This window comes from Stenotrophomonas sp. 22LJNL06-5-1, from assembly GCF_056861455.1.
Genome location: NZ_JBSPUE010000003.1, coordinates 290590 through 315477, shown reverse-complemented (window position 1 = coordinate 315477; position 24888 = coordinate 290590). Strand labels below are relative to the sequence as shown.

Sequence of the window (24888 nt, the reverse complement as noted above, 5' to 3'; positions counted from 1 at the left end):
GGAACGGGGGCTCAGGATCGCACGTCAGCGTACCGTGTGCTGGCCCAGCGCCCACTGCACGTGTTCACGCACCAGCGGCGAGGGATCATCGACGCGGGTATGCAACGCGGCCAGCGCTTCGGCCGAGGACGGTGCATTGCCCAGTGCCACGGCGATGTTGCGCAGCCAGCGCTCATGGCCACTACGCCGGATCGGGCTGCCTTCGGTACGGCGCAGGAACTCGGCTTCATCCCAGGCGAACAGCTGGTCCAGCCGCGCGGTATCGAGGTTGTTGCGCGCGCGGAAATCGGCTTCGTCGGTACGCTTGGCGAACTTGTTCCAGGGGCAGACCAGCTGGCAGTCGTCACAGCCGTAGATGCGGTTGCCGATCAACGGCCGCATGTCTTCGGGGATCGCACCGTCGTGCTCGATGGTCAGGTAGGAAATACAGCGCCGCGCGTCCAGCCGCTGCGGGCCGGTGATGGCCTGGGTCGGGCAGACATCGATGCAGCGCGTGCAGGTGCCGCAGTGTGCCGTGGCAGGTGCATCGATCGGCAGCGGGATATCGATGTAGATCTCGCCGATGAAGAACCAGGAGCCGCCGTGGCGATCGATCAGGCAGGTGTGCTTGCCGATCCAGCCGAGCCCCGCATTGCGCGCCAGTGCACGTTCCAGCACGGGGGCCGAATCGACGAACACGCGGTAGCCCAGCGGTGCCACTTCATCGTTGATCTGCGTGGCCAGCTTCTGCAGACGGTTGCGCATCAGCTTGTGGTAGTCGCGGCCCAAGGCGTAACGGGCCACGTAGGCGCGGCCCGGGTCGGCCAGGGTTGCCCAGGCTTCGGTGTCGTCCTTGTGGCTGTAGTCCATGCCCACCGAGATCACCCGTACGGTGCCGGGCAGCAGCTCGGCCGGGCGCGCGCGCAGGGTGCCGTGGCGCGCCATCCAGTCCATCGTGCCGTACAGGCCCTGGCCCAGCCAGTCGGCCAGGTGCGCCTCATCCTCGCCCAGCTCGATGCCGGCGATGCCGCAGCGCTGGAAGCCATGCGCACGGGCCAGTTCGCGGATGCGCTGCACGGCCTGGGCCGGATCGACAGGGGCGGGGACGGGGGACATGTGCACCAGTATAAAATCCCTGCATGGCCAACCTTGCCGATCTGTTCGATTCCGCTACCGCGCGTGCGCTTGATGCGCAGGCCTCGGCGCTGGCCGCCGAGGGCGGTTGGGGCCTGATGGCACAGGCCGGCCAGGCCGCCTGGCAGTGCCTGCTGCAGCATTGGCCGCAGGCGCAGCGTATCGGCGTGGTGGTTGGCGCGGGCAACAACGGCGGCGACGGCCATGTGCTGGCCCACCACGCGCTGCAGGCCGGACGCGAGGTTTTGGTGATCGCCTTGCCGGGGAAGCCGCCGTCAACCGCGCTGGCACAGCGTGCAGCATCGGAATTCACGTCCGACGGCGGCACCATCACCGATTTCGACGGCGCGCTGCCCGAGGCCGATATCTGGGTCGATGCCCTGTTCGGTCTGGGCTTCGACCGTGCGCCCGAAGGCGCGGTGCAGGCGCTGATTGCCGCCCTCAACGCGCAGACGGCACCGGTTCTGGCGCTGGACGTCCCCAGTGGCGTGGATGCTGACCGGGGCGCCGTTCCGGGCGAGGCGGTGAAGGCCGCTTTGACCCTGCAGTTCATCGTGCCGCATCGCGGGTTGTATACCGGCGATGCGCTGGATCATTGCGGGTGGAAGGCGTTGGCGCCGCTGCAGCTACCCACGGCCGCATGGCAGGGCGTGTCACCCGCCGCGGAGCACTGGACCCAGGATCGCTTGCCGGCACTGCTGCCGCCGCGCCGTGCCAATACCCACAAGGGCGAATCCGGGCACGTGCTGTGCGTCGGCGGCAACCATGGCAGCGGTGGGGCCATCGCCATGGCGGCTGAAGCGGCGTTGCGTGCGGGCGCGGGATTGCTGAGCCTGGGCACCCGCCGCGATCATGTCGGCCCGTTGCTGGCGCGCCTGCCCGAGGCGATGACCCACGCGCTGGAAGACGGCGATGTGCTGCCAGCGCTGCTGGACAAGGCCAAGGTGGTGGCGATCGGCCCCGGTCTGGGCCAGGACGAATGGGCGCGCGCACTGTTCGCGCGGGTGCTGGCCAGCGCCAGGCCACTGGTGGTCGATGCCGATGCCCTGAACCTGCTGGCGCAGGATCCGCGCGCGCTGCCTGACGCCATCCTTACGCCGCATCCGGGCGAGGCCGCACGCCTGCTCGGCTGCAGCACCGCTGACATCCAGGCCAACCGCTACGCCTGCGCGCAGGCACTGGCCGAGCGTTTCCACGCCGTGGTGGTGCTGAAGGGGGCCGGCAGCATCGTCGCAGCGCCCGGGCAGCGGCCACGGCTGATTGCCGCAGGCAACCCCGGCATGGCCGTGGGTGGCATGGGCGACCTGCTCACCGGCATCATCGCCAGCCTGCGCGCGCAGAGCCTGGCCGCCTTCGACGCCGCTGCGGCCGGTGCGCTGCTGCATGGGCTCGCAGGCGATATCGCTGCCGCTGATGGCGCGCGCGGCCTGCTTCCTACTGATCTGCTGTCGCCGTTGCGGCGACTGGCCAACCCGGAACTCTCTCCATGATCGATTTCTTCCTTGCCGACAGCGATGCCACCGAACTACTCGGGCAATGGCTGGCGGCCACCCGGCCGCCGCAGGCGCTGGTCGAACTGCGCGGCGACCTGGGCGCCGGCAAATCCACCACCGCACGCGCACTGCTGCGCGCACTGGGCGTGCAGGGCGCGATCCGCAGCCCGACCTACACCCTGGTCGAGCGCTATCCGCTTGCCAGCGGTGGCGAGGCCTGGCATCTGGACCTGTACCGGATCGGCCAGGCCGGCGAACTCGATTTCCTGGGCCTGGACGAGGGCAGCGCGGTGTTGTGGCTGGTGGAATGGCCGGAACGCGGCGCTGGCGCGCTGCCGCCGACCGACCTGGTGGTGGCGCTGGAGATCGAGGGACAGGGGCGCCGCGTCCGTCTCGCTGGGGCCAGCGACATCGGACATGAATGGCTGAAACGGCTTCCCCAAGGGGGCGACTTGCAGGCCATTTCTGTCGGCTGACGAGAACAAAGACCGGCAGGTTACGGATTATTAAGGAAAAAGGTGTTGCATTCCGTTCAGCGCGGTGATTGAATCCTGAGCCATGCGCCCGGGGAACCGTCTCATCGCTATCTGTGCCGCCGTCGGACTGGGTCTGGCGAGCGTCAGTGCGTGGGCCGGTGAAGTCCGCCAGGTCCTGCTGAATACCGGCGCCACCGGCACCCGTGCCGAGATCTCGCTGGTCGGCAGTGGCGGCTACAAGACGCTTTCTCTGGCCGGTCCGAACCGTCTGGTGGTCGACTTCCCGGACTCCAGCGCCATACGCAACCTGAAGATGCCGGCTGCGCAGGGCGTGGTCACGGCGGTGCGTACCGGACAGCCGGTGCCGGGTACCTTCCGTGTCGTTTTCGACCTCGCTGAATCGGTGGCGCCGTTCCGCCCGCAGATGCAGCGCGAGGGCAATGAATCCAAGCTGGTGATCGAATGGCCGGGCGATGGCCCGGCCGTGGCCGCCAGCCGTCCGGCAGCGACGCCGGCGGTGCAGTCACAGGCACCGGTCAACACGCCCGCACCGACGCCGACGCCGGCGGAGAGCGCGCAGTCGCGTTCCGATGCCGCGCGTGCGACCGCGCTGCTGACTGCCCAGGTGCGCCAGCAGGCCAGTGCCACTGCCGCCGCGCCGGCCACGCCCACCCCGGCGCCGTCCACCGCACCGGCCCAGGTCGCGGCGGCCGGTACCGTGGCCAGCAGTTCGCCTTCTTCCTCGCCGGCCGCGATCCTGGCTGGGCAGCGCACCGCAGCGGTGGTGACCACGCCGCCGGCCACGGTGCCCGCACCTGCACCGGTTCCGACCACGGTGGTGCCACCGCGTCCGGCCATGCCCAGCGATGCGTCGCGCATCCGCATGCAGGCCGGCATGCGCCATCTGGTGGTGGCCATCGATCCGGGCCATGGCGGCCAGGATCCGGGCGCGATCGGCCCGACCGGCAAGCGCGAGAAGGATGTGACCCTGGCCGTGGCGCGTGAACTGGCGCGCCAGGTCAATGCGACGCCGGGCCTGAAGGCCTACCTGACCCGCGACAGCGACGTGTTCATCCCGCTGCCGATGCGTGCGCAGAAGGCGCGTGCGAACAAGGCCGACATCTTCATTTCGATCCATGCCGACGCGGCCGAAAACCGTTCGGCCACCGGTTCGTCGGTGTACGTGCTGTCGACCAAGGGTGCTTCTTCGCAGCGCGCCCGCTGGCTGGCGGACAAGGAAAACGCGGCTGACCTGGTGGGTGGCGTGCGCCTGCAGCAGACCGAAGGCACGCTTGCCAACGTGCTGCTGGACCTGGCCCAGAGCGGCTACATGAAGGCGTCCGAGGACGCGGCCGGCCACGTGCTGGGCGGCCTGAAGCGGATCGGCAACAACCACAAGCCGAACATCGAGCGCGCCAACTTCGCGGTGCTGCGCACCTCGGACATGCCGGCGATGCTGGTGGAAACCGCGTTCATCTCCAACCCGGATGAAGAACGGCGCCTGATCGACCCGGCCTACCAGCGCAAGATCGCCGGGGCCGTGCTGGACGGTGTACATACCTTCTTCAGCCGCCAGCCGCCGCCGGGCACACTGTATGCCGCCCGCGCCCAGGCCGAGATCGACGCAGCCGGCACCATGGCCGGCGGCAGCAAGTAACCCGCCGAAGGCGGGTTACTGCTTTCTGTAGAGTCGACTGTTAGTCGACTACGCGCGCAGCGCGGGGTTTTTCGCTGTCCGGCCAGGAGCAGTCGACTGACAGTCGACTCTACCTGCGGCGCCTCCGCTATCATCCCCCCATGACGTCTGCTACCCATCCGCGCCCGATCCGGCCGTTGCCGGAGATCCTCATCAACCAGATCGCTGCCGGCGAAGTGGTCGAACGCCCTGCGTCGGTGGTCAAGGAGCTGGTCGAGAACGCGATCGATGCCGGTGCCAGCCGCGTTGATATCGATCTTGAAGAGGGCGGTGTACGCCTGATCCGCATCCGCGACAACGGCAGTGGCATCGCACCGGAACAGCTGCCGCTGGCGGTATCGCGCCACGCCACCAGCAAGATCGCCGATCTGGACGACCTCGAATCGGTGGCCACGCTCGGTTTCCGTGGCGAAGCATTGCCGTCGATCGCCTCGGTCAGCCGTTTCACCCTGTCCTCGCGTCGCGCACATGACGAACACGGTTCGGCGCTGCAGATCGAAGGCGGCAAGATCGGCGAAGTGACGCCGCGCGCGCATGCGCCGGGCACCACGGTGGAAGTGCGTGAGCTGTTCTACAACGTACCGGCGCGGCGCAAGTTCCTGCGCGCAGAGCGCACCGAGCTGGGCCATATCGAAGAATGGCTGCGTTCGCTTGCGCTGGCGCGGCCGGATGTCGAACTGCGCGTCTCGCACAACGGCAAGGCCTCGCGCCGCTACAAGCCGGGCGATCTGTATTCCGATGCGCGATTGGCCGAAACGCTGGGCGAGGATTTCGCCAACCAGGCCGTGCGCGTCGACCACAGTGGTGCCGGCCTGCGCCTGCACGGCTGGATCGCGCAGCCGCATTATTCGCGCGCCAGCGCCGACCAGCAGTACCTGTACGTCAACGGCCGTTCGGTGCGCGACCGCAGTGTCGCCCATGCGGTGAAGATGGCGTACGGCGATGTGCTGTACCACGGCCGCCAGCCGGCCTATGTGCTGTTCCTTGAGCTCGACCCGACCCGAGTTGACGTCAACGTGCATCCGGCCAAGCACGAGGTGCGTTTCCGCGATTCGCGGCTGGTGCATGATTTTGTCTACCGCACGCTGAAGGATGCGCTGGCCGATACCCGGGCCGGCATGTCGGCGCAGGACATCGGTGCCGGCTCCGCGCATCCGGCGGATGCAGGTTCGGCGCCGATGGTCTCCAGTGCGGGCGCCTCCGGTTTCGGTCTGGTACGCGGTGCCGCACCGGGTGCCGGTTCGAGTGGTGGCGGTGGTGGATTCTCGGGCTGGCGCCCGCAGCAACCGCTGGGATTGCAGGTGGCCGATGCACCGGCTGCCTATGCCGCGCTGTATGCCGCACCGGCCGGCGCCGAGCGCGGCGCTGCGCTGCCGCCGATGCCGACCGAGAACGGACTGCCGGTGACCAGTGCGGACGCAGGCGTGCCGCCGCTGGGCTACGCGATCGCGCAGCTGCATGGCATCTACATCCTGGCCGAGAACGCCGAAGGCCTGATCGTGGTCGACATGCATGCGGCGCACGAGCGCATCGGCTATGAGCGCTTGAAGAATGCGCACGATGGCATCGGCTTGCAGTCGCAGCCGTTGCTGGTGCCGATCACGCTCGCGGTGGGCGAGCGCGAGGCCGACACCGCCGAAAGCGAAGCCGAAACGCTGGCCGCACTCGGCTTCGAAGTGACCCGTGCCGGCCCTGGTGCGCTGCATGTGCGCAGCATTCCAGCGCTGCTGGCACACGCCGAACCGGAAGGCCTGCTGCGCGACGTGCTGACCGACCTGCGCGAACATGGCCAGAGCCGGCGTGTGGCGAGTGCGCGCGATGAGCTGCTGTCGACCATGGCCTGCCATGGCGCGGTGCGTGCCAACCGACGGCTGACCGTGCCGGAAATGAACGCGCTGCTGCGCGACATGGAAATCACCGAACGGTCGGGCCAGTGCAACCACGGCCGGCCGACCTGGGCCCGTTTTTCGCTGGCGGAGATCGACCGCTGGTTCCTGCGCGGACGTTGAGGGGAGCATCGATGCGTTATCGGGGAATGGGCGGCCTGCTGGTCGCCATGGTGTTGGCTGCCTGCAGTCCGGCGACAGCGCCGGCGCCGACGGTTACTGAAGATCCGGCCTACACGGCCACGCAGCAGCGGTGGCGGGTAGCACGCTACCAGGACCTGACCCGGCCCGATGGCTGGACCGCGCTGGTTGGCCTGCACTGGCTGCAGAACAAATCGCACTTCGTCGGCAGCGGCGCGACCAATGGCATCCGCCTGGCGGTTGGGCCGGACAAGCTGGGCCTGCTGCGCCGCGAAGGCAGCCAATGGTGGTTCACACCCGAGGCCGGTGTGGACGTCAGCCATGAGGGCCAGCCGGTGCGCGGCCGCATCCGCGTCGACACCGACAAGGATCCGCAGCCGACGCTGCTGGCCTTCGACGGTGGCAAAGGCCAGCTCAGCATCATCCGCCGCGGTCCGCGCGATGCGCTGCGGGTCAAGCATGCCGATGCGCCGGCACGCCGTGATTTCGCCGGCCTGGAGTACTGGCCGGGTGGTCCTGACTGGCAGGTGCAGGCGCGCTTTGTCGCACATCCACCGGGCAAAACCCTGCCCATCGTAGACATCACCGGCCTGACCACCGAAATGCCCAATGCCGGCGCGGTCGAGTTCCAGCGCGATGGCCGCAACTGGCGGCTGGAGGCGATCGGTGCGCCGGGGCAGCCGCTGTTCCTGATCTTTGCCGATCGCACCAGTGGCCGCGGCAGCTATCCAGCCGGGCGCTACCTGGACACCGATGCGCCGGCAGCCGATGGCACGGTACGCATCGATTTCAACCGTGCCTACAACCCGCCGTGTGCGTTCACCGCCTACGCGACCTGCCCGTTGGCGCCGCCGGAAAACCGGCTGGACCTGCGCGTTGAAGCGGGCGAGAAGGCTTACCACCTGCCTGAAGGAGAAGGCTGAGATGCCGATCAGATTCCTGTTGCGTGCCGCCGTTCTGTTGGCGGCCTGTGCGCTGGCACCGCTGGTTGCAGCGCGTACCGTGCAAGCCGACACCGCTGGCGCAGCGGCGACCAAGCCGCCGGTGCCGTTGCTGTGGAAAGTGACCGGCCCGGGCGACTCGCGCCTCTACCTGCTCGGTTCCTTCCACCTGCTGAAGCCGCAGGATTACCCGTTGTCGCCCGATGTCGAACAGGCGTTCGAGGCCTCGCAGCGGGTCGTGTTCGAACTGTCGCCGGAAGACATGCAGTCGCCACAGCTGGCCAGCCGCATGGTGCAGGCAGCGGTCCGCACCGATGGCGGCGAGCTCAAGCGTGACCTGGATGCTGCGACCTGGCAGAAGCTGCAGACCTTTGCTGCCGAGAACCAGTTGCCGCTGGCGCAGATGCAGGGCATGAAGCCGTGGTTTGTCGGCCTGAGCATTTCGGTCGGGCAGATGCAGAAGCTGGGCCTGGACCCGGCGCTGGGCCTGGACCGTCACTTCATGGAGCGTGCGCAGAAGACCGGGCGCAAGACCGCGGGCCTGGAAGACATCGACACCCAGATCGGCATGCTCGACGGAATGACGCTGCAGGAACAGCGGCAGATGCTGGCCGAAGCGCTGGACCAGGCCGGCAAGGCCGACGAGCAGGCACGCCAGCTGCATGATGCCTGGCGCCGGGGTGACGAGCGCCTGCTGTGGACCCGGATGGCGGCGGAAATGCGCCAGCAGTATCCGCAGCTTTACCAGCGCATCAATACCGGCCGCAATGACGCCTGGGTGCCGAAGCTGCTGCCGTACCTGCAGGCCGGGCAGGGCGGCACGCTGGTGGTGGTCGGCACGCTGCACCTGCTGGGCAGTGATGGCGTGGTCGAGAAGCTGAAGGCGAAGGGCTACAAGGTCGAGCGCGTATGCACGGGGTGCAAGGCGAAACGCTGACGTATCGTTGGCGCGATGCCAAACAAAACGGCGCGCCAGGGGCGCGCCGTTTTCGTATCAGCCGATGCTGCAGCTCAGCGGCGGGTCTTGCCGCCGGTGCCGGTGCCCGGTTCGTTCGGCTTGTTGCCGGTACCTGCGCCGGTTCCCGTTCCGGTGCCGCCCGGGCGCGGGCCGCCGAAGCCTGTGCCCATGTTGCGCTGGAATTCCTGCCACAGCTCCAGGTTGCGCTCGGTCAGCTGGTTCATCATCGCCCACGGGGTCTGGCCCAGCAGATTGCCCATCTGCTGGCGGAACTGCTGCTGCTGGTCGAGGAAGACCTGCATGCTGCGCTCCAGGTAATTGCCCATGAAGCCCTGCAGGGAGTCGCCGTAGAAGCGGATCAGCTGGCTCAGCAGCTGGGTGGACAGCATCGGTTCGCCGTCCTGTTCCTGGTCGGCGATGATCTGCAGCAGGACCGATCGCGTGAGGTCGTCGCCGCTCTTGGCGTCGCGGACTTCGAAGTCTTCACCGTCCAGGATCAGCTGGCGCACGTCCTCGATGGTGATGTAGCTGGAGATCTCGGTGTCGTAGAGACGGCGGTTCGGATACTTCTTGATGATGCGGGTCGCAGCCATGAAGCGGTACTCGTCACAGTAGACGCGCAGCATGGCGCAGTGCAGCAGCCGTTGCAACCGCCTCAGCCCCCGCCAGGCTTGGCTTTCAGCAGTGATCATGTTGCGCAACAAGGGTTTGCGTGCTGCGCAGCATGACTCTTGGCAGGGGCCGGCGGCGTTCGCCGCCAGGGCCCGCTGCGCGGCTTACCAACCCATATGGTGGCCGCCGTTGATGTCCAGGTTGCTACCGGTGATCCATGAGGCTTCGTCGGCGACCAGGAACGAGACGCCGTAGGCGATTTCCTCCGGCTTTCCGAGGCGTCCGGTGGGGATGTCGGCGATGATCTTGGCGCGCACTTCCTCCGGCACCGCCATCACCATGTCGGTGGCGACGTAGCCGGGCGAAATGGTGTTGACGGTGATGCCGAAGCCGGCGTTCTCGCGCGCCAGCGAGATGGTGAAGCCGTGCATGCCGGCCTTGGCCGCCGCGTAGTTGGCCTGGCCGTACTGGCCCTTCAGGCCGTTGATCGAGCTGATCTGGATGACCCGGCCCCAGCCGCGGCGGCGCATGCCCTCGATGACCGGGCGGGTGACGTTGAACACCGAATTGAGGTTGGTGTTGATCACATCGTGCCACTGGTCCGCGCGCATGCGATGGAACGTGGTGTCGCGGGTGATGCCGGCGTTGTTGACCAGGATCTCGACCGGGCCCAGCTCGGCCTCGACGGCGCGCACGAGCGCTTCGGCGCTGCCTGGATCGGAGACATCGCCCGGGAAGATCGACACGCTGTAGCCGCGTTCGGTCATCGCCTGCTGCCAGGCGCGGGCCTTGGCCTCGTCGCGGTAGTTGGTGGCGACCCGGTGGCCCTGGTCGGCCAGGCGTTGGCAGATGGCAGTACCGATGCCGCCGGTTCCGCCGGTGACCAGTGCGACGCGAGATGTCATGGAGTGCTGTCCGGGTATCAGGTGGGGGAAGGGTGATTCTGCAACATCGGCGCGGAAAGTGCGCCGGCCGGCAACAGGATGTCGCTACGCGGCAGCCGCGCCGGGTCGAAGGCCTGCCGAGCGGCCGCCAGCAGCGTATCCAGATCGTGCGCAGCTTCCAGCGCCCCGGGTGCCTGGCCGAGCAGCTGCCAGAGCTGGCGCAGCACGGGCAGCGGGTGCGAACTGTCCACCGGCAGCGCCGCCAGCGACTTGGACAGCTTGTGGCCCGGGGCATCGAGCAGCAGCGGCAGGTGCCAGTAGCGCGGCACCGCCAGCCCCAATGCCTGCTGCAGCAGGATCTGCCGCGCGGTGGAGTCGAGCAGGTCGGCGCCACGCACCACTTCGGTCACCCCCTGCGCGGCGTCATCGACCACCACCGCCAGCTGGTAGGCCCAGCAGCCATCGGCGCGGCGCAGCACGAAGTCGCCGACCTCGACATGCACGTCCTGCTGCTGCGGGCCGCGCAGGCCATCATCGAAGCGCACGATGCTGCCCGGTGGCACGCGGAAACGGACGGCGGGGTCCGGTCGCGGTTGCCGGGCGACGCAGCGGTGGTGGATGCCGCCGCTGGCGGCCAGGTCGCTGCGGCTGCAATGGCAGACAAAGGCCTGGTCGCTGGCCAGGAGCACATCCAGCGCGGCCTGGTAGGCCTCGCCGCGCGCGCTCTGCCAGAGGACCGGACCGTCGTGGTCCAGGCCGAACGCGGCCAGCGCCTGCAGTTGCGAATCCGCTGCACCGGGTACGGTACGCGGCGGGTCGACGTCTTCGACGCGCAGCCGCCACAGGCCGCCGTGATGGCGCGCGAGCAGCCAGCTGCCGAAGGCGGCGAGCAGGGATCCGGGGTGGAGCAGGCCGGTCGGCGAGGGCGCGAAACGGCCAGTGGGAATAGGGGAGGTCATGCTGGCTGAATCGTCGGTCAGGTTGGCGCTTGAATTCAAGCTGACCGCACCGCAAATTGATCGATATCGACCCCTTCCGAGCCGGAATTTCCCATGTTCACCCGTATAGCCCTCTTCCTGGCCACGAACTTTGCCGTGCTGATCCTGGCCAGTATCGTGATGTCGCTGTTGGGAACCGATCCCAGCAAGATGAGCGGTCTGCTGATCATGGCCGGCATCTTCGGTTTCGGTGGTTCCTTCATCTCGCTGCTGCTGTCGAAGTGGATGGCCAAGCGTTCCACAGGCGCGGTGGTGATCACCGAGCCGCGCAACCAGACCGAGCGCTGGCTGCTGGCCACCGTTGAGCGCCAGGCCAAGGCGGCCGGCATCGGCATGCCCGAAGTGGCCGTGTACGAAGGCCCGGAAATCAATGCCTTCGCCACCGGCGCCAACCGCAACAACGCGCTGGTGGCGGTGTCCACCGGCCTGCTGCACAACATGAGCGAAGACGAGGCCGAAGCGGTGCTGGGCCACGAGATCGCCCACGTTGCCAACGGTGACATGATCACCATGGCGCTGCTGCAGGGCGTGCTGAATACCTTCGTGATCGTGCTGGCGCGCGTGGTCGGCGGCATCATCGACAGTGCGCTGTCGGGCAACCGCGAAGGCGGCGGCCGCGGCTTCGCCTACTACATCATCGTGTTCGTGCTGGAGATGGTGTTCGGCCTGTTCGCCACCATGATCTCGATGTGGTTCTCGCGCCACCGCGAGTTCCGCGCCGACGCCGGCGGTGCCTCGCTGGCCGGCCGCCAGAAGATGATCGCCGCGCTGGAGCGCCTGCAGCTCAACCATGGCCAGAGCACGCTGCCGACCCAGATCGCGGCCTTCGGTATTGCCGGTTCGACCGCGAAGAAGCTGTTCATGAGCCACCCGCCGCTGGAAGAGCGCATCGCCGCGCTGCGGGCTTCGACGGCGGCGTAAGTCTCCGTACTTCTACGGTAGTGCAGGAACGCCTGGCCCCGCGCCGGGCGTTTTTTTTTTCCAGGATCTCTTGGCTGGCAGAGGTGCGCTGGATCTTGTCGCATACGGCATTGTGTGCCGGGCTGGCACCCCATGCTTCGATCCGCTGCTGCGAGCCGCTGCACGGATTTGCGCGAAACGTCCAGACCTGTGCATTGAGTCTGGAACGGGAATCTGATCCAGTTTGGGGCGCTCTCGCAAAATGACTAAGGATTCCAGGCATGCGTGAAGAAGACGGCGTGGCTTTCGAGGACATCAAGGAGGAGTTCCTGGAGTTGTTCATCGAGCATGCGGAGACGGAGCTGGAAATGTTCAGCGATGACCTGGAGCGGCGAGGGCATGCCCCCCTGCCTCATCCCGAGCACGGTTGGCAGAATCTCGGTCACACGCTGTCCGCTCTTATCGCGCTTCTGGATGAAGGCGGCGAGTATGAGGACCTGCAGTACGATGTCGGTCGGTATCTGGGGGAGGTTGTCAGGTTCCGATTTGGTGGAGAATGGCTTCGTGTCGAGTTGAACGATGACGATGTGCCAGAGCCCATGCTCGTTGGGCATGAAATGGACACGCCGGAGCCCTTCAATCCCTTCGCGGTAGTGGCCCGTCTTCGAGGTGGCTCAGGAATGCCGGACATCCGGGCTTTCATCGAGCAATGTGACAGGCGCTGAACCCGGCGCCATGGTCATGGGTGGTTTGCGCGAAATGCAGTCGAGCATGGCTCGACTCTACAAAAGGCAGGCCATGCTCGGTCAGTGGCACAAACAAAAAACGGCACCCTCGCAGGTGCCGTTTCAGTGAACTGCTTTACGCAGAACCTCAGAACTTCGCGTCGAACTCCGCCGCGTAGCCGGTGTTCACCAGCACCTTCTGCAGCGACTCGGCCACCTTCAGGTTGCCGGCCACGATCTGGTGGGTGTCCGGGCCACGGTTGTCCATGCGGCCCAGGGTCGCGCCCTTGAAGTCGCAGACCTTGCCGCCGGCCTCGCGGACCAGCAGCAGGCCGGCAGCGATGTCCCATGCCTTCACGCCGGCTTCGAAGTAGGCGTCGGCGCGGCCGCAGGCCACGTAGGCCAGGTCCAGTGCCGCCGAACCGGTGCGGCGGATGTCCTCGCCGTGCACCAGCAGGGCATCCACCGCCTTCAGCTGGGCGCTGGCGCGGTTGCGCTCGCGCGGCGCGAAGCCGGTGTGGATCATGGTGCCTTCCAGGTCCTTGCGGTCGGCCACGCGGATGCGGCGGTCGTTCAGCACGGCACCAGCGCCACGGCTGGCGGTGAACAGTTCATTTCGCAGCGGGTCGAAGATGACCGCATCGGTCGGCTCGCCGTTTTCGACCAGGGCGATCGACACGCAGTAGTGCGGCACGCCGCGCAGGTAGTTGCTGGTGCCGTCCAGCGGGTCGATGACCCACATCTGGCGGCGCTCGCCCTGCACGCCACCTTCTTCACCGAAGATGCCGTAGTCCGGATAGGCGCGCTTGAGTTCCTTGACGATGACCTTTTCCGCGTCCGCATCCACTTCGCTGGCGTAGTCCATCCGGCCCTTCTGCACCACGTTCAGTGCCTCGAGCTTGTTGATGTTGCGCAACAGGACGTTGCCGGCGAGGCGGGCGGCCTTGACCATGACGGTTACGGCGGGTTTCTGCATGGCGTGGGCTCCCGGAAAGGCAGAAGAGAAGGACTGGCGGGGGAAAAGAGCGGGTCCGGCGCAGTGGCCGGCCGCACAGTTTACCATTGGTCATCGTCCAGCTCGACCTTTTCCCTGTTCATGTCCCAGTTTCCCGCCGCCACCCGTCTCCGATTCGTCCTGGTCGGTACCCAGCACCCCGGCAACATGGGGGCCGCCGCCCGTGCCCTGAAGACCATGGGCCTGGCCCGCCTGGTACTGGTCGCCCCCGAAAAGCCGCTGGACGAGGAGGCCTTCCGCCGCTCGGCCGGTGCCGAAGACGTGCTGGGGGACGCCCCGATGGTGGCCACTCTGGCCGAGGCCGTGGCTGACTGCCGCCTGGTGCTGGGCTGCACCGCCCGTGCCCGCCGCGTCCAGCTGGAGGAGTACCTGCCGGCCGATGCCGCTGCCCGTGCGGTGGCCAAGGCCGGCGAGGGTGCCGAGGTGGCGCTGGTGTTCGGCCGTGAGCGCACCGGCCTGACCAACGAGGAACTGCAGCTCTGCCATGCGGCGGTGCACATCCCGTCCGATCCGGAGTTCAGCTCGCTCAACCTGGCTGCCGCCGTGCAGGTGCTGGCGTATGAAACGCGCATGCAGCTGCTGGGCGCGCAGCCGGCCACCGATGCCGAGCCCGGCTTCCGCGAACAGGCGGCCAGCCACGAGCAGATGGAGAGCTTCTTCGCGCAGCTGGGTGACACGCTGGACGAGATCGATTTCCACAAGGGCCGCGCCCCCGAGTCGGCGATGCGCAAGCTGCGCCGCCTGTTCCTGCGCAGCGAGCCGAGCGAGCAGGAAGTGCGCCTGCTGCGCGGCATCCTCGCCGACACCCAGCGCATGGCGCGACTGGCCCAGGCAGGCGGCAAGGACAGCTGACGACGTTCTCATTTTTTCGGGTAGTCTGTCTGGATACCCAGGGGGGATGAAGCCTGTGTCGGGTCTGCGAAAGGCAATGCAGGGGGGACTGCTGAGCCTGGCCATGGTCCTGCTGGCCGGGACGGTGCGTGCAGCACCGGACCCGGTGCTGGTGCTGGGCCGGATCAGCGATGATCCCAAGGCCCACTACGAGCAGCTGCAGCCCTTGCTGGACTACGTGGTGGCGCGCATGCACGACGTTGGCATCAAGGAGGGGAGGATCCTGATGGCACGCGACCCGCAGCAGATGGCCAGCTACCTGCGGCGGGGCAGGGTCGACTGGGTCACGGAAACCTCGGGTACGGCGGTGGCGCTGGGCCAGCGCAGTGGCGCCCGTCCACTGCTGCTGACCGAACGCAACGGCGTGCGTGATTACCAGACGGTGTTCTTCGTGCGTCGCGACAGCCCGATCCAGCGCGTACAGGATCTGCGGGGCCATCGCCTGGCCCTGCAGAACACGGCGTCCACCAGTGCCTATCTGGTGCCGGTGATGACGTTGCTGCAGGAGGGCCTGTCGCCCCAGATCCTGGCCGGTGCATGGGACATGCCGGGCCGGGACAGTGTGGGTTACGTATTTGCACGCAGCGAGCTGAACATCGCGACGTTCGTGCACAAGGGCGTGGTTGACGTGGGAGCGGTGAGCAGCGTGGACTGGAATGACGAGCGGCGGATGCCGGCAGCGTTCCGGCGCGACTTCCGCGAACTGCTGCGCACCGAACCCTACCCGCGTGCGGTGGAGATGGTCCGCGCCGACCTTGATCCACGCGTGCGCGATCGCCTGCAGGAAGTGCTGCTGCAGGCAGCCAGCGACCCGCAGGCACAGGGGGCGTTGCATCGGTTTTTTGGCACTTCCGGGTTCCACCGCGTCGATGCGCATGCGCAGCAGCGGTTGGATGAATTGAAACAAGGATTGACGCGCGTGCGGATGGAAGTGGAATGAAGTGGCTTGGCTCGGGGATGCAGGCCCGGTTCCTGCTCGCGATGGGCGGGGCGATGGTCGTGGTGATCGCGATCCTTGCGGTGTTGTTGGGGCGGCAGACGGCGATGCAGGGCGAGGTGCGCAACCTCAGCGGCGGCGTCATCCATGAATTGTTCGACCGCAGCGTGCGCAGTCGCGGCGAGGCGATGGCGCGTGAGCTGTCCGACGCCCTGGCCAACCCGCTGTACTACCGTGACCTGGACCAGGTGGGCGTACTGGTGCGCAGTACCGCGCGCCAACCCGTGGTGCGCTATGTACTGGTGTTCGACGAACGCGGCCGGCTGGTACACGATGGCTCGGTCGAAGTGTCCGGCTTCGGCCAGCCGATGGCCGATCCACTGGCTCCCAAGGCCGCGGCCGCGCAGATGCTGGTCGTGCAGGAATCGCCGAAGGTACTCGACAACACCATGCCGATCATGATCGGCAACCAGCGCATTGGCGGCGTCCGGGTCGGCATGGCGCTGGATGAGGTGCAGCAGCGCGAGCAGGCGGCCAACGCCACCCTGGGCGAGCGCCTGCAGCAGGTCGGCAGCCGTCACCTGGGTTGGCTGCTGCTGATGCTGGGCCTGCTGGTGGTGATCGGTGTGGTGGTGATCCTGTACGTGCAGCGCACCCTGGTCGCGCCGATCCGTGATCTTGCCGTCGCCGCCCGTCGCATCGAGGCCGGTGACTACCAGACGCCCCTGGCCGAGAACACCCGCGACGACGAGGTCGGCGAACTGGTCCGCGGTTTCGCCCGGATGCGTGATGCGATCGCCCGCCATGACCGCGAAGTGCGGCGCATGGCCTATACCGACGCGCTGACCGGGCTGACCAACCGGCTGGCATTCCGCGAGGCGCTTGATCATCGGTTGATGGCTGCCCGTGCCGCCAATCACCGGTTGGGGCTGCTGTTCGCCGATATCGACGACTTCAAGCGGGTCAATGACACCCTTGGCCATGAAGCCGGCGACGAGGCATTGCTGCAGTTCGCCCAGCGTATCGGTCGCGCGGTCACCGAGGCCGGTGGCGATGAGGCCCTGCTGGCGCGCTTCGGCGGCGACGAGTTCGTGATCCTGGTGGGCGACGGTGATGTGGCCGCCAACGCGCGGCTGCTGGCCGAAGTGCTGGTACGCGAGCTGGGCAAGCCGCTGGTGGTGCAGGGCAGGGAACTGTTCCTGGGTACCTCGATCGGCGTGACCCTGTTCCCCGACGATGCGGCCGATGCGACCACCCTGTTGAAGAACGGCGACATCGCCATGTACCAGGCGAAGATGGCCGGCAAGAACTGCTATCGCTATTACAGCCGGGCGATGGACCACGCAGTCGAGCGTCGCGTGCATATGGAACAGGAACTGCGCGGTGCCTGGGAGCGCGGCGAACTGCGCCTGGCCTACCAGCCGATCTTCCGCATGCGCGACCGCCGCATGGTCGGCGTCGAAGTGCTGCTGCGCTGGCAGCATCCGACCCTGGGCACGATCCCGCCGTCGGTGTTCATCGAAGTGGCCGAGCAGAGTGGGCTGATCGAGATCATCGGCCCGAAGGTGCTGCGCGCGGCCTGCATGGAAGCCTCGCAGTGGCCGCGCGGGGCGGCCGGGGACGACCTGTTCGTGTCGGTGAACGTGTCGCCACGGCAGTTGCGCGGCGGTGAACTGCCGGCGCTGGTCGCGCAGTGCCTGCATGAGTCCGGGCTGCCGGCGTCGCGCCTGCACCTGGAGCTGACCGAAACCGCCGTGATCGGCGACGAGATGGTTGCCGCGCAGCTGCTGGACAAGCTGCACCGCACCGGCGTGAAGGTCTGGCTGGATGATTTCGGGACCGGCTTCTCCGGGCTCAGTCATCTGCGCCAGGTGCCCGTGGACGGCGTGAAGATCGACAAGAGCTTCGTGGCCGACATGCAGCGTGATCCCGACGACCTCGCGCTGACCACAGCGATCATCGCCATGGCCCACGCGCTGGGCATCACCGTGGTGGCCGAAGGCATCGAGCAGCAGGCGCAGTTCGAGCTGCTGGCGCAGCGCGGCTGCGACCTTGGCCAGGGCTACTGGCTGAGCCATCCGGTGACCGCCACCGAAGTGGTTCGGATGATCGAATCGGGCGTCTGACCCCAAAAAAGGGGACGGAGGGAATTAAGTCGCAAATGCATAAGCGACTTAATTCCCTCCGTCCCCTTTTTTGTTACACCGGGCGCTTGCTCGGGTCGCCGGGCAGTTCGCGCACCAGTTTCGGGATCAGATAGCCGGACAGGCGCGCGGTCAGGCCGGCAATCAGCGCCTTGGCCTGGGCATCGTCCACTTCGAAGTGGGCCACGCCCTCGACCTTGTCCAGCTGGTGCAGGTAATAGGGCAGCACGCCGGCGGCGAAGCTGCGCTCGCTCAGGTCCTGCAGGGCCTGCACGCTGTCGTTGACCCCGCGCAGCAGCACGGCCTGGTTCAGCAGCTGGGCGCCGAGGCCGCGCAGGCGTGCCATCGCGGCATCCACGCTGGCATCGAATTCATTGGCATGGTTGGCGTGGACCACGATCGCCAGCGGCCACGGCAGGCTGCCCAGCCAGGAGACCAGTTCGTCGTCCACGCGCTCCGGCAGCACGATCGGCAGCCGGGTATGGATGCGCAGGCGGCGGATATGCGGGATCGCGCGCAGGGCGTCGGTCAGCTCGACCAGCTTGTGCGTGGCCAGGGACAGCGGGTCGCCGCCGGACAGGATCACCTCGTCGATGTCCGGATCGGCCGCGATGGCGGCTACGGCCTCCTGCCAGCCGCCCTTGGCGGCGTTTTCCGCGCCATAGTCGAAGTGGCGGCGGAAGCAGTAGCGGCAGTTGATCGCACAGCTGCCGGTGGCGACCAGCAGGGCGCGGCCACGGTACTTCTGGATGACGCCGGTGGCCTTCTTGGCGGCGCCATCGCCCACCGCATCGAAGCTGAACCCGGGTGCCGGGCGCATTTCCTCGTCGATCGGCAGTACCTGGCGCAGCAGCGGGTCGGCTGCATCGCCAGGGCGCATGCGGGCCACGAAACCCTCCGGTACGCGCAGCGCGAACTGGGCCATGGCCGCCTCCGAGACGCCCAGCGCGGCCGGGTCCAGCTGCAGCCGGGCCAGCAGCGCGTGCGGGTCGCGCAGCGCCTGGCGCCAGAGCTGCTGCCAGCGCGCGGGCGCACCTGGCGACTGGGGCCGTGGGAAGGCGGAAAGCTGCATGGAGAGGGGGCCTGCGGTTATCATGGGGGCAGAAAAACAGTCGCCCACCGGCATCCGGTGGGCTTTCCATTCTAACGGCTCGCCGCACCCGCGGCGTTTTTGCCACTCAGGAGTTTACGCATGGCCAGCTACGGCATGAACGACGTCAAGAACGGGATGAAGATCCTGGTCAACAACCAACCGGCCGTCATCATCGACACCGAATACGTCAAGCCGGGCAAGGGCCAGGCCTTCACCCGCGTGAAGTACCGCCTGATCAAGGACGGCCGTACCCAGGAAGTCACCATGAAGTCGACCGACTCGCTGGATGCAGCCGACGTCGTCGATACCGACATGAACTTCATGTACAGCGACGGTGAGTACTGGCACTTCATGGACCCGGAATCCTTCGAGCAGGTCCAGGCCACCAAGGCCGGCATGGGCGGCGCCGAGAAGTGGCTGAAGGGCGAAGAGTCCTGCGTGGTCACCCTGTGGAACGGTGAGCCGATCTTCGTGCAGCCGCCGAACTTCGTCGAACTGAAGATCACCGAAACCGATCCGGGCGTCCGTGGCGACACCTCGGGCGGCGGCGGCAAGCCGGCCACCCTGGAAACCGGCGCCGTGGTCCGCGTGCCGCTGTTCGTGAACCAGGAAGAAGTGATCCGCGTCGACACCCGTTCGGGCGAATACTCCGCACGCGTCAAATAAGGTTCCGGCCATAGGCCGACCTGTTGTAGTGCCGGCCGCTGGCCGGGTACGCGCCCTCGCATTCGCGCTGGCGCTCCCATGATCTGCTTCGGCAGATCATGGGCCCGCTTCACGGGTCTCCAGACCCCGCCGCTTCGCGGCAGCCCCTGACTCAGGGGCGTGTCCCCCCAGAAGTATCTCGCCGCCCCACAGCCAAGTGAGCCCGCATGAGCGATAGCCCGCACCTCCCCGAAGCCTGCGACCTGCTCATCGAAGCCGGTTACGTTGTTCCGATCGAGCCGCATGCGGTGGTGCTGGAAGACCATGCCGTTGCCGTGCGTGGCAGCGAGATCGTGGCCATCCTGCCGCGTGCCGAGGCGCGCGCACGGTTCCGCGCCACCCAGGTGGTCAGCCGCCCCGAGGCCGCGCTGATGCCGGGACTGGTCAACGCGCACACGCACAACCCGATGACCCTGCTGCGCGGCGTCGCCGACGACCTGCCGCTGATGACCTGGCTGCAGCAGCACATCTGGCCGGTGGAAGCGGCGGTGATCGGGCCGGAATTCGTGGCCGACGGCACCACCCTGGCCATCGCCGAGATGCTGCGCGGCGGCACCACCTGCGCCAACGAGAACTACTTCTTCGGCGATGTGCAGGCCGCGGTCTACAAGAAGCACGGTTTCCGCGCGCTGGTCGGCGCGGTCATCATCGATTTTCCCACCGCCTGGGCCAAGACCGACGACGAGTACTTCGCCAAGGCCGGTGAGCTGCACGACCAGTGGCGCACCGATCCGCTGATCGGCACCGCGTTCGCGCCGCATGCGCCGTACACCGTCAACGATGCCAACTTCGAGCGGGTGCGGATGCTGTCCGACCAGCTCGACATGCAGGTGCACCTGCACACCCACGAGACCGCGCAGGAAATCAACGATTCGATCAAGCTGCATGGTCAGCGCCCGCTGGCGCGGCTGGATCGCCTCGGCCTGGTCAACGACCGCCTGATTGCGGTGCACATGACCCAGCTGACCGATGCGGAAATCCACCTGTGCGCCGAGCGTGGCGTCAGCGTGGTGCATTGCCCGGAATCGAACCTGAAGCTGGCCTCCGGTTTCTGCCCGGCCTGCGCCCTGCAGCGTGCTGGCGTGAACCTGGCGATCGGCACCGACGGCTGCGCCAGCAACAACGACCTGGACATGTTCAGCGAGAACCGCACCGCGGCGATCCTGGCCAAGGCCGTGGCCGATGATGCGACCGCGCTGGACGCGGCCACCACGCTGCGCGCCTCCACCCTGGGCGGCGCCCGCGCGCTGGGCTTCGGCGAGCGCATCGGCTCGATCGAAGTCGGCAAGCAGGCCGACCTGGTCTGCGTCGATCTGTCCGCGCTGGAAACCCAGCCGCTGCACAACGTGCTGTCGCAGCTGGTGTACGCCACCGGCCGCCAGCAGGTCAGCGACGTCTGGATCGCCGGCAAACCGAAGCTGGTGCAGCGCGAGCTGGTCGGCATGGACCTGCCGGGCATCATCGCCAACGCGCGCCAGTGGCGCGAGCGCATCCGTCATATCCGCGCCTGATCCCTGGCGCCGCAAGGACCCCTCATGACTGCCCCCCACGCTTCCTCCAATTTCGATCAGGCCGAGCTGGACAAGTTCGCCGCGCTGGCCAACCGCTGGTGGGACGCTGATGGCCCGCAGAAGCCGCTCCATGCACTGAATCCGGTACGCCTGAAGTACGTGGCCGACGGCGTGCCCCTGCGCGGCGCACGCGTGCTCGACGTCGGCTGCGGTGGTGGCCTGTTGAGCGAAGCGCTGGCCCAGGCCGGTGCCGACGTCACTGCCATCGACCTGGCCCCTGAGCTGGTCAAGGTCGCGCGGCTGCATGCGCTGGAAAGCGGTGCGAAGGTCGACTACCGGGTGCAGGCCGCCGAGGATCTGGCAGCCGAGCAGCCGGGCAGCTTCGATGTGGTGACCTGCATGGAAATGCTCGAGCACGTGCCGGACCCGGGCGCGATCATCGAGGCCTGCAAGCGCCTGCTGAAGCCGGGCGGCCACCTGTTCCTGTCGACCATCAACCGCACCGCTGCTGCGTTCGCGGTGGCGATTGTCGGCGCCGAGTACGTGGCGCGGCTGCTGCCCAAGGGCACGCACCACTACCAGGAATTCATCAAGCCGGCCGAGCTGGCGCGCTGGCTGCGCGAGGCTGACGTGCAGCTGGTGGATGTCAGCGGCATGGCCTACGAGCCGTGGCGCAACCATGCCCGCCTGAGCAGCCGTACCGACATCAACTACCTCGCCTACGCGGTCAAGCCGGCATGACCTCTGCCCGCTTCCCGCGCGCGGTGCTGTTTGATCTGGACGGCACCCTGCTGGACAGCGCGCCGGACTTCGTCGCCACCTGCGATGCGATGCTGGCCGAGCGTGGGCGCGCGCCAATCGACCCGGCTGCGCTGCGCCCGGTGGTATCGAAGGGCTCGCGTGCGATGGTCGGGGCCGCTTTCCCTGACCTGGATGCCGCGGCGCGCGATGCACTGATTCCCGAATTCCTGCAGCGCTATGAAGCGTTGATCGGCCAGCACGCGGTGCTGTTCGATGGCGTGGCCGGCATGCTCGCTGCGCTGGATGAGGCCGGTACGGTGTGGGGCATCGTCACCAACAAACCCGAGTACCTGGCGCGCCTGATCCTGCCGCAGCATGGCTGGCAGCAGCGCTGCGCGGTGCTGGTCGGCGGTGACAGCCTGGCCGAACGCAAGCCGCACCCGCTGCCGCTGCTGCACGCCGCGCAGGCGATTGCCGTTGCCGCCGAAGACTGCGTGTACGTGGGTGACGACGAGCGCGACATCATCGCCGCGCGTGCCGCGGCCATGCCGTCGGTGGCAGCTCTGTGGGGCTACCGCCTGCACAGCGACGACCCGCTGGCCTGGCAGGCCGACGTGCTGGTCGAGAACGCCGAACTTCTGCAACTGGCCAGTCTCTGGCCGACCCGGCCGGCAGCCCCGGCCCAGCCGTAAGGAATCACGTAGTGAGCAGTACCGCGCTGGACAGTTTCCTCGACAAGTGGCGCAGCCGTTGGCCGGAATGGTCGGTGGCCGCCCCGTTCGTGGCCGAATCGCAACGCGAGCTTGCCGTGGCGTGGTTCGCGCTGCTGCAGGAGTTCGACGACATGCTCAACACCGGTGGCGATCCGCTGCCGGCCGACGCCAAGCTGGCGTGGTGGGGCGAGGAACTGCGCAGCTGGGCCGCGCATCGTTCGCGCCATCCGCTGGGCCGTCTGCTGGAGCCGGTGCGCGCGCCGTGGGCGCAGCTGGCCGAGGCACTGCCGGATCTGGTTGAAGCGCGTACCGTCGCACTGGATGCGGCCGGAGCCGAGCGTGCGCTGGCCAACTACGCTGAAGCCGTAGCCGCGGTGGAGGCGGCCTTGTTCGCGGACAAGCCGCGCACCGGCGCCGGTCGTGCGGTGCAGCTGCAGACCTTGGCCCAGCGCCTGCAGGATGCCGGCGTGGCCGGTGTGCCGCGCAGCCTGCTGGACGGTGATGCCAGCACTGCCGCGCAGCGCTGGGCGCAGCATCTGTTGAAGGGGTGGGGCACGCGCGTGCCCGGCCCGCGTCCACGCCGCGTATGGTCGAGCCTGGCGCGCGCCCGCGTTACCGCGCAGGCCGCAGGCAAGCCGATTGAAGCTACTCCGGTGCGCACCCTGCTGCGCGTGTGGTGGGCCGCGCGGGGTTGATTCAACTGCCTGGTAGTGCCGGCCGCTGGCCGGCAGCTCGGGCACTGCAGAATTCATGCGGTTGCCGGCCAGCGGCCGGCACTACCGCCCTCTGGCGTTTCAGAACGTCCTGACCTCATTCATTGCAGCGCGCAGTACCTCGCGGTCCAACGCGATTTCACTTCGCGCATCCACGGCATCGATGATGCCCAGCCACGCCGTGTAGATCTGCTCGCGTTCCTCGGTTTCGATGAAGCCGCTGCGGCGGTCCAGTGCGTTGAAGCCTTCGGTGTAGCCGCGGCCGATCTGTGCCAGCGCTGCGGTCAGTTCCGCGGCATCGCTGCAATCGGTGGCCAGCTTCAATGCATCCGTACAGGCTTTGCGATACAGCGTGGCCGCCTTCTTCGCCGTCGCAGTGCTGATGTGCGTGACGCCCTCCCAGTCGCGGAAGGGGTTGTCGAGATTGGCGGCCAGCCATTCGGGCTTGCGCAGCTGGCCCACATCCAGATCCAGGCCCTTCGCCGCTTCGCGCTTGTAGGCCTTCCGAATGGCAGTGCCGAGTGCGGCCGGCAGGCTGCGCAGCCACAGCCGGCGGAGGCTGGGCCAGCACTCCGGTGCCGGAAACACCGCGTCTTCCGCTGGAAAGACATCGCTGGCGCTGAACGTGTGCAGCTGCCGCAGTTCGCCCAGGTGCTGCAGGCCCTGCAGCACGCAGGGGGCACCGGCGATACGCAGTGCCCGCAGGTGCGGGAAGCGCGTGGCGATGCGGCCGGCATCCACGTCGCGCACCTCGCGCAACTGCAGTTCGCCCAGCTGCGGCAGGCCGGACCAAGGCAGGCTGGCATCGCTGCTGATCACGGTCAGCCAGTGTCCGTCGTCCTCGCCGTGGATGACTAGGTCGGGGCTGATCGTACCCTGCAGGGTCAGCCGGGACAGGCCGGCATTGAGGTGCAGGCTGCGCAGGCCGGTCACATCAATAACCAGCTGTAACAGTCCGGTACCGCGCAGGTCCAGTGCGGGCGCGTGCTGGCCGCTGATGTCCAGGGAATGGATGAGCGGCCGCGTACGCAGCCACGGCAGCAGGTCGGGCACCGGTTCGGCGATATCCAGCCGGGTAAGCAGGGGCAGGGCATCAAACAGGGCCAGCGAAGGCGCAAGGTTCATGGCCTCGCCATCCAGCCGCGTGGCACTGTGGCGTATCGGGTACTGGCCGCGCTCCAGCAGCACCGTGTGGTCTTCAGGCGCGCGCGCGGCGGCCTTGAAGGCCTGCACGGCCGCCGCGTCCTGCGTATTCCAATGGCGTTGCCGTTCCACTTCCGAGCCATCCGGCCAGGTGCCGTAGCTGTCGGGTGCGCTGTCGACCAGCGGCGCGCGCCAGCCCACATGCTGGAAATCGCGCGGCACGTGCCTGCCCACCCACAGATGGTCCAGGGCGTTGTCCTGGTGCAGGTAGTCGAAGCGCGCAGGTTGCATCGCCGCCACGGCGGCCGGGTCGGGCAGGGTGGTGCCGGTCCAGTCCAGGGTCAGGATGGCGAAGCCGCCTTCGCGATCGTCCTGATGGGTCAGCTGGTAGGCGACGAACGCCTGAAGGCGTTCGTTGTGGACGACATGGATATCACCCGCGGCGGGCATGCAACGTTC

23 protein-coding genes are annotated in these 24888 nt (G+C 67.6%); 16 read left to right on the top strand and 7 right to left on the bottom strand.

Translation table 11 applies throughout. The annotated features are described in order from the left end of the window. Positions 1-24: 24 nt before the first annotated feature. Positions 25-1095 (bottom strand): tRNA epoxyqueuosine(34) reductase QueG, encoded by a 1071-nt coding sequence (gene queG / locus AC13GF_RS09725; protein WP_126927479.1) that lies wholly within the window; start codon positions 1093-1095, stop codon positions 25-27. 23 nt (positions 1096-1118) lie between these two features. Between queG and AC13GF_RS09720 the strand changes: the two genes are divergently transcribed. The 6 genes from AC13GF_RS09720 to AC13GF_RS09695 all read left to right on the top strand — a co-directional run bounded on the left by AC13GF_RS09720 (position 1119) and on the right by AC13GF_RS09695 (position 8683). After that, on the top strand, positions 1119-2603 hold the full coding sequence (locus AC13GF_RS09720) for an NAD(P)H-hydrate dehydratase (protein ID WP_483004482.1): 1485 nt from the start codon (positions 1119-1121) through the stop codon (positions 2601-2603). Further along, on the top strand, positions 2600-3082 hold the full coding sequence (tsaE, locus tag AC13GF_RS09715; protein ID WP_483004481.1) for a tRNA (adenosine(37)-N6)-threonylcarbamoyltransferase complex ATPase subunit type 1 TsaE: 483 nt from the start codon (positions 2600-2602) through the stop codon (positions 3080-3082). Before AC13GF_RS09720 ends, tsaE begins: the two co-directional genes overlap by 4 nt. Positions 3083-3164: 82 nt before the next feature. Next, a complete protein-coding gene (locus AC13GF_RS09710) occupies positions 3165-4739 on the top strand; it encodes an N-acetylmuramoyl-L-alanine amidase (RefSeq protein WP_483004480.1) in 1575 nt (524 codons plus the stop codon). A gap of 140 nt (positions 4740-4879) precedes the next feature. Next, complete coding sequence (mutL, locus tag AC13GF_RS09705) at positions 4880-6787, top strand: DNA mismatch repair endonuclease MutL (RefSeq protein ID WP_483004479.1); 1908 nt, start codon at positions 4880-4882, stop codon at positions 6785-6787. Between the two features lie 11 nt (positions 6788-6798). Beyond that, entirely contained in the window at positions 6799-7728 is a 930-nt protein-coding gene (locus tag AC13GF_RS09700) for a DUF1684 domain-containing protein (RefSeq protein WP_483004478.1), read from the top strand. 1 nt (position 7729) lies between these two features. After that, positions 7730-8683 (top strand): TraB/GumN family protein, encoded by a 954-nt coding sequence (locus tag AC13GF_RS09695; protein ID WP_483004477.1) that lies wholly within the window; start codon positions 7730-7732, stop codon positions 8681-8683. 74 nt (positions 8684-8757) lie between these two features. Here the strand turns inward: AC13GF_RS09695 and phaR are convergent, their stop codons facing one another. From phaR to gluQRS, 3 genes are all read right to left on the bottom strand, one after another. Further along, complete coding sequence (phaR, locus tag AC13GF_RS09690) at positions 8758-9297, bottom strand: polyhydroxyalkanoate synthesis repressor PhaR (protein WP_032130258.1); 540 nt, start codon at positions 9295-9297, stop codon at positions 8758-8760. A 183-nt stretch (positions 9298-9480) separates the two neighbouring features. Beyond that, positions 9481-10221 carry an acetoacetyl-CoA reductase gene (phbB, locus tag AC13GF_RS09685; RefSeq protein WP_049437412.1) on the bottom strand — a complete coding sequence of 247 codons (741 nt, stop codon included), beginning with the start codon at positions 10219-10221 and terminating at the stop codon, positions 9481-9483. A 17-nt stretch (positions 10222-10238) separates the two neighbouring features. Then, positions 10239-11159, bottom strand: coding sequence for a tRNA glutamyl-Q(34) synthetase GluQRS (gluQRS, locus tag AC13GF_RS09680; protein ID WP_483004476.1), 921 nt, complete (start codon positions 11157-11159; stop codon positions 10239-10241). A 93-nt stretch (positions 11160-11252) separates the two neighbouring features. On the opposite strand from gluQRS, the gene htpX reads away from it, so the two are divergent. After that, positions 11253-12119 (top strand): protease HtpX, encoded by an 867-nt coding sequence (gene htpX / locus AC13GF_RS09675; protein ID WP_180855208.1) that lies wholly within the window; start codon positions 11253-11255, stop codon positions 12117-12119. 260 nt (positions 12120-12379) lie between these two features. Next, positions 12380-12823 carry a hypothetical protein gene (locus AC13GF_RS09670; protein WP_483004475.1) on the top strand — a complete coding sequence of 148 codons (444 nt, stop codon included), beginning with the start codon at positions 12380-12382 and terminating at the stop codon, positions 12821-12823. 148 nt (positions 12824-12971) lie between these two features. Here the strand turns inward: AC13GF_RS09670 and AC13GF_RS09665 are convergent, their stop codons facing one another. Beyond that, positions 12972-13799 (bottom strand): inositol monophosphatase family protein, encoded by an 828-nt coding sequence (locus AC13GF_RS09665; protein ID WP_295557105.1) that lies wholly within the window; start codon positions 13797-13799, stop codon positions 12972-12974. A 120-nt stretch (positions 13800-13919) separates the two neighbouring features. Between AC13GF_RS09665 and AC13GF_RS09660 the strand changes: the two genes are divergently transcribed. The 3 genes from AC13GF_RS09660 (at position 13920) to AC13GF_RS09650 (ending at position 17792) form a co-directional block, all read left to right on the top strand. Further along, positions 13920-14690, top strand: coding sequence for an RNA methyltransferase (locus AC13GF_RS09660; protein WP_483004474.1), 771 nt, complete (start codon positions 13920-13922; stop codon positions 14688-14690). Positions 14691-14766: 76 nt separating this feature from the next. Beyond that, positions 14767-15669: a phosphate/phosphite/phosphonate ABC transporter substrate-binding protein gene (locus AC13GF_RS09655; RefSeq protein WP_032952775.1), complete on the top strand. Its 903-nt coding sequence runs from the start codon at positions 14767-14769 to the stop codon at positions 15667-15669. Continuing rightward, positions 15666-17792 carry a putative bifunctional diguanylate cyclase/phosphodiesterase gene (locus AC13GF_RS09650; protein WP_483004473.1) on the top strand — a complete coding sequence of 709 codons (2127 nt, stop codon included), beginning with the start codon at positions 15666-15668 and terminating at the stop codon, positions 17790-17792. The genes AC13GF_RS09655 and AC13GF_RS09650 overlap by 4 nt, the downstream gene beginning before the upstream one ends. A gap of 73 nt (positions 17793-17865) precedes the next feature. On the opposite strand, the gene epmB is transcribed toward AC13GF_RS09650, so the two are convergent. Then, the gene (gene epmB / locus AC13GF_RS09645; protein WP_483004472.1) at positions 17866-18882 is read right to left on the bottom strand and encodes an EF-P beta-lysylation protein EpmB; all 1017 of its coding nucleotides are present in this window, start codon (positions 18880-18882) and stop codon (positions 17866-17868) included. 120 nt (positions 18883-19002) lie between these two features. Here epmB and efp point away from each other — a divergent pair, with 120 nt between their 5' ends. The 5 genes from efp (at position 19003) to AC13GF_RS09620 (ending at position 23268) form a co-directional block, all read left to right on the top strand. Continuing rightward, positions 19003-19569, top strand: a complete 567-nt coding sequence (gene efp, locus AC13GF_RS09640; RefSeq protein WP_014037874.1) for an elongation factor P — start codon at positions 19003-19005, stop codon at positions 19567-19569. A 206-nt stretch (positions 19570-19775) separates the two neighbouring features. Continuing rightward, complete coding sequence (locus tag AC13GF_RS09635; RefSeq protein WP_005410380.1) at positions 19776-21119, top strand: TRZ/ATZ family hydrolase; 1344 nt, start codon at positions 19776-19778, stop codon at positions 21117-21119. A 24-nt stretch (positions 21120-21143) separates the two neighbouring features. After that, entirely contained in the window at positions 21144-21860 is a 717-nt protein-coding gene (gene ubiG / locus AC13GF_RS09630; protein WP_483004471.1) for a bifunctional 2-polyprenyl-6-hydroxyphenol methylase/3-demethylubiquinol 3-O-methyltransferase UbiG, read from the top strand. Further along, positions 21857-22552, top strand: a complete 696-nt coding sequence (locus tag AC13GF_RS09625; protein ID WP_483004470.1) for a phosphoglycolate phosphatase — start codon at positions 21857-21859, stop codon at positions 22550-22552. The genes ubiG and AC13GF_RS09625 overlap by 4 nt, the downstream gene beginning before the upstream one ends. 11 nt (positions 22553-22563) lie before the next feature. Next, positions 22564-23268 (top strand): squalene/phytoene synthase family protein, encoded by a 705-nt coding sequence (locus tag AC13GF_RS09620; RefSeq protein WP_483004469.1) that lies wholly within the window; start codon positions 22564-22566, stop codon positions 23266-23268. A gap of 99 nt (positions 23269-23367) precedes the next feature. Here AC13GF_RS09620 and AC13GF_RS09615 read toward each other — a convergent pair whose 3' ends face one another. Further along, entirely contained in the window at positions 23368-24879 is a 1512-nt protein-coding gene (locus AC13GF_RS09615) for a hypothetical protein (protein ID WP_483004468.1), read from the bottom strand. Positions 24880-24888: the final 9 nt, after the last annotated feature.

Coding starts and splice junctions, on each gene's coding strand:
- AC13GF_RS09655 (WP_032952775.1), top strand. CDS start 14,767: ATGCAGGGGGGACTGCTGAGCCTGGCCATGGTCCTGCTGGCCGGGACG.
- AC13GF_RS09700 (WP_483004478.1), top strand. CDS start 6,799: ATGCGTTATCGGGGAATGGGCGGCCTGCTGGTCGCCATGGTGTTGGCT.
- htpX (WP_180855208.1), top strand. CDS start 11,253: ATGTTCACCCGTATAGCCCTCTTCCTGGCCACGAACTTTGCCGTGCTG.
- AC13GF_RS09625 (WP_483004470.1), top strand. CDS start 21,857: ATGACCTCTGCCCGCTTCCCGCGCGCGGTGCTGTTTGATCTGGACGGC.
- efp (WP_014037874.1), top strand. CDS start 19,003: ATGGCCAGCTACGGCATGAACGACGTCAAGAACGGGATGAAGATCCTG.
- gluQRS (WP_483004476.1), bottom strand. CDS start 11,159: ATGACCTCCCCTATTCCCACTGGCCGTTTCGCGCCCTCGCCGACCGGC.
- AC13GF_RS09720 (WP_483004482.1), top strand. CDS start 1,119: ATGGCCAACCTTGCCGATCTGTTCGATTCCGCTACCGCGCGTGCGCTT.
- AC13GF_RS09665 (WP_295557105.1), bottom strand. CDS start 13,799: ATGCAGAAACCCGCCGTAACCGTCATGGTCAAGGCCGCCCGCCTCGCC.
- AC13GF_RS09615 (WP_483004468.1), bottom strand. CDS start 24,879: ATGCCCGCCGCGGGTGATATCCATGTCGTCCACAACGAACGCCTTCAG.
- mutL (WP_483004479.1), top strand. CDS start 4,880: ATGACGTCTGCTACCCATCCGCGCCCGATCCGGCCGTTGCCGGAGATC.
- AC13GF_RS09695 (WP_483004477.1), top strand. CDS start 7,730: ATGCCGATCAGATTCCTGTTGCGTGCCGCCGTTCTGTTGGCGGCCTGT.
- AC13GF_RS09670 (WP_483004475.1), top strand. CDS start 12,380: ATGCGTGAAGAAGACGGCGTGGCTTTCGAGGACATCAAGGAGGAGTTC.
- queG (WP_126927479.1), bottom strand. CDS start 1,095: ATGTCCCCCGTCCCCGCCCCTGTCGATCCGGCCCAGGCCGTGCAGCGC.
- phaR (WP_032130258.1), bottom strand. CDS start 9,297: ATGGCTGCGACCCGCATCATCAAGAAGTATCCGAACCGCCGTCTCTAC.
- tsaE (WP_483004481.1), top strand. CDS start 2,600: ATGATCGATTTCTTCCTTGCCGACAGCGATGCCACCGAACTACTCGGG.
- ubiG (WP_483004471.1), top strand. CDS start 21,144: ATGACTGCCCCCCACGCTTCCTCCAATTTCGATCAGGCCGAGCTGGAC.
- phbB (WP_049437412.1), bottom strand. CDS start 10,221: ATGACATCTCGCGTCGCACTGGTCACCGGCGGAACCGGCGGCATCGGT.
- AC13GF_RS09660 (WP_483004474.1), top strand. CDS start 13,920: ATGTCCCAGTTTCCCGCCGCCACCCGTCTCCGATTCGTCCTGGTCGGT.
- epmB (WP_483004472.1), bottom strand. CDS start 18,882: ATGCAGCTTTCCGCCTTCCCACGGCCCCAGTCGCCAGGTGCGCCCGCG.
- AC13GF_RS09635 (WP_005410380.1), top strand. CDS start 19,776: ATGAGCGATAGCCCGCACCTCCCCGAAGCCTGCGACCTGCTCATCGAA.
- AC13GF_RS09710 (WP_483004480.1), top strand. CDS start 3,165: ATGCGCCCGGGGAACCGTCTCATCGCTATCTGTGCCGCCGTCGGACTG.
- AC13GF_RS09650 (WP_483004473.1), top strand. CDS start 15,666: ATGAAGTGGCTTGGCTCGGGGATGCAGGCCCGGTTCCTGCTCGCGATG.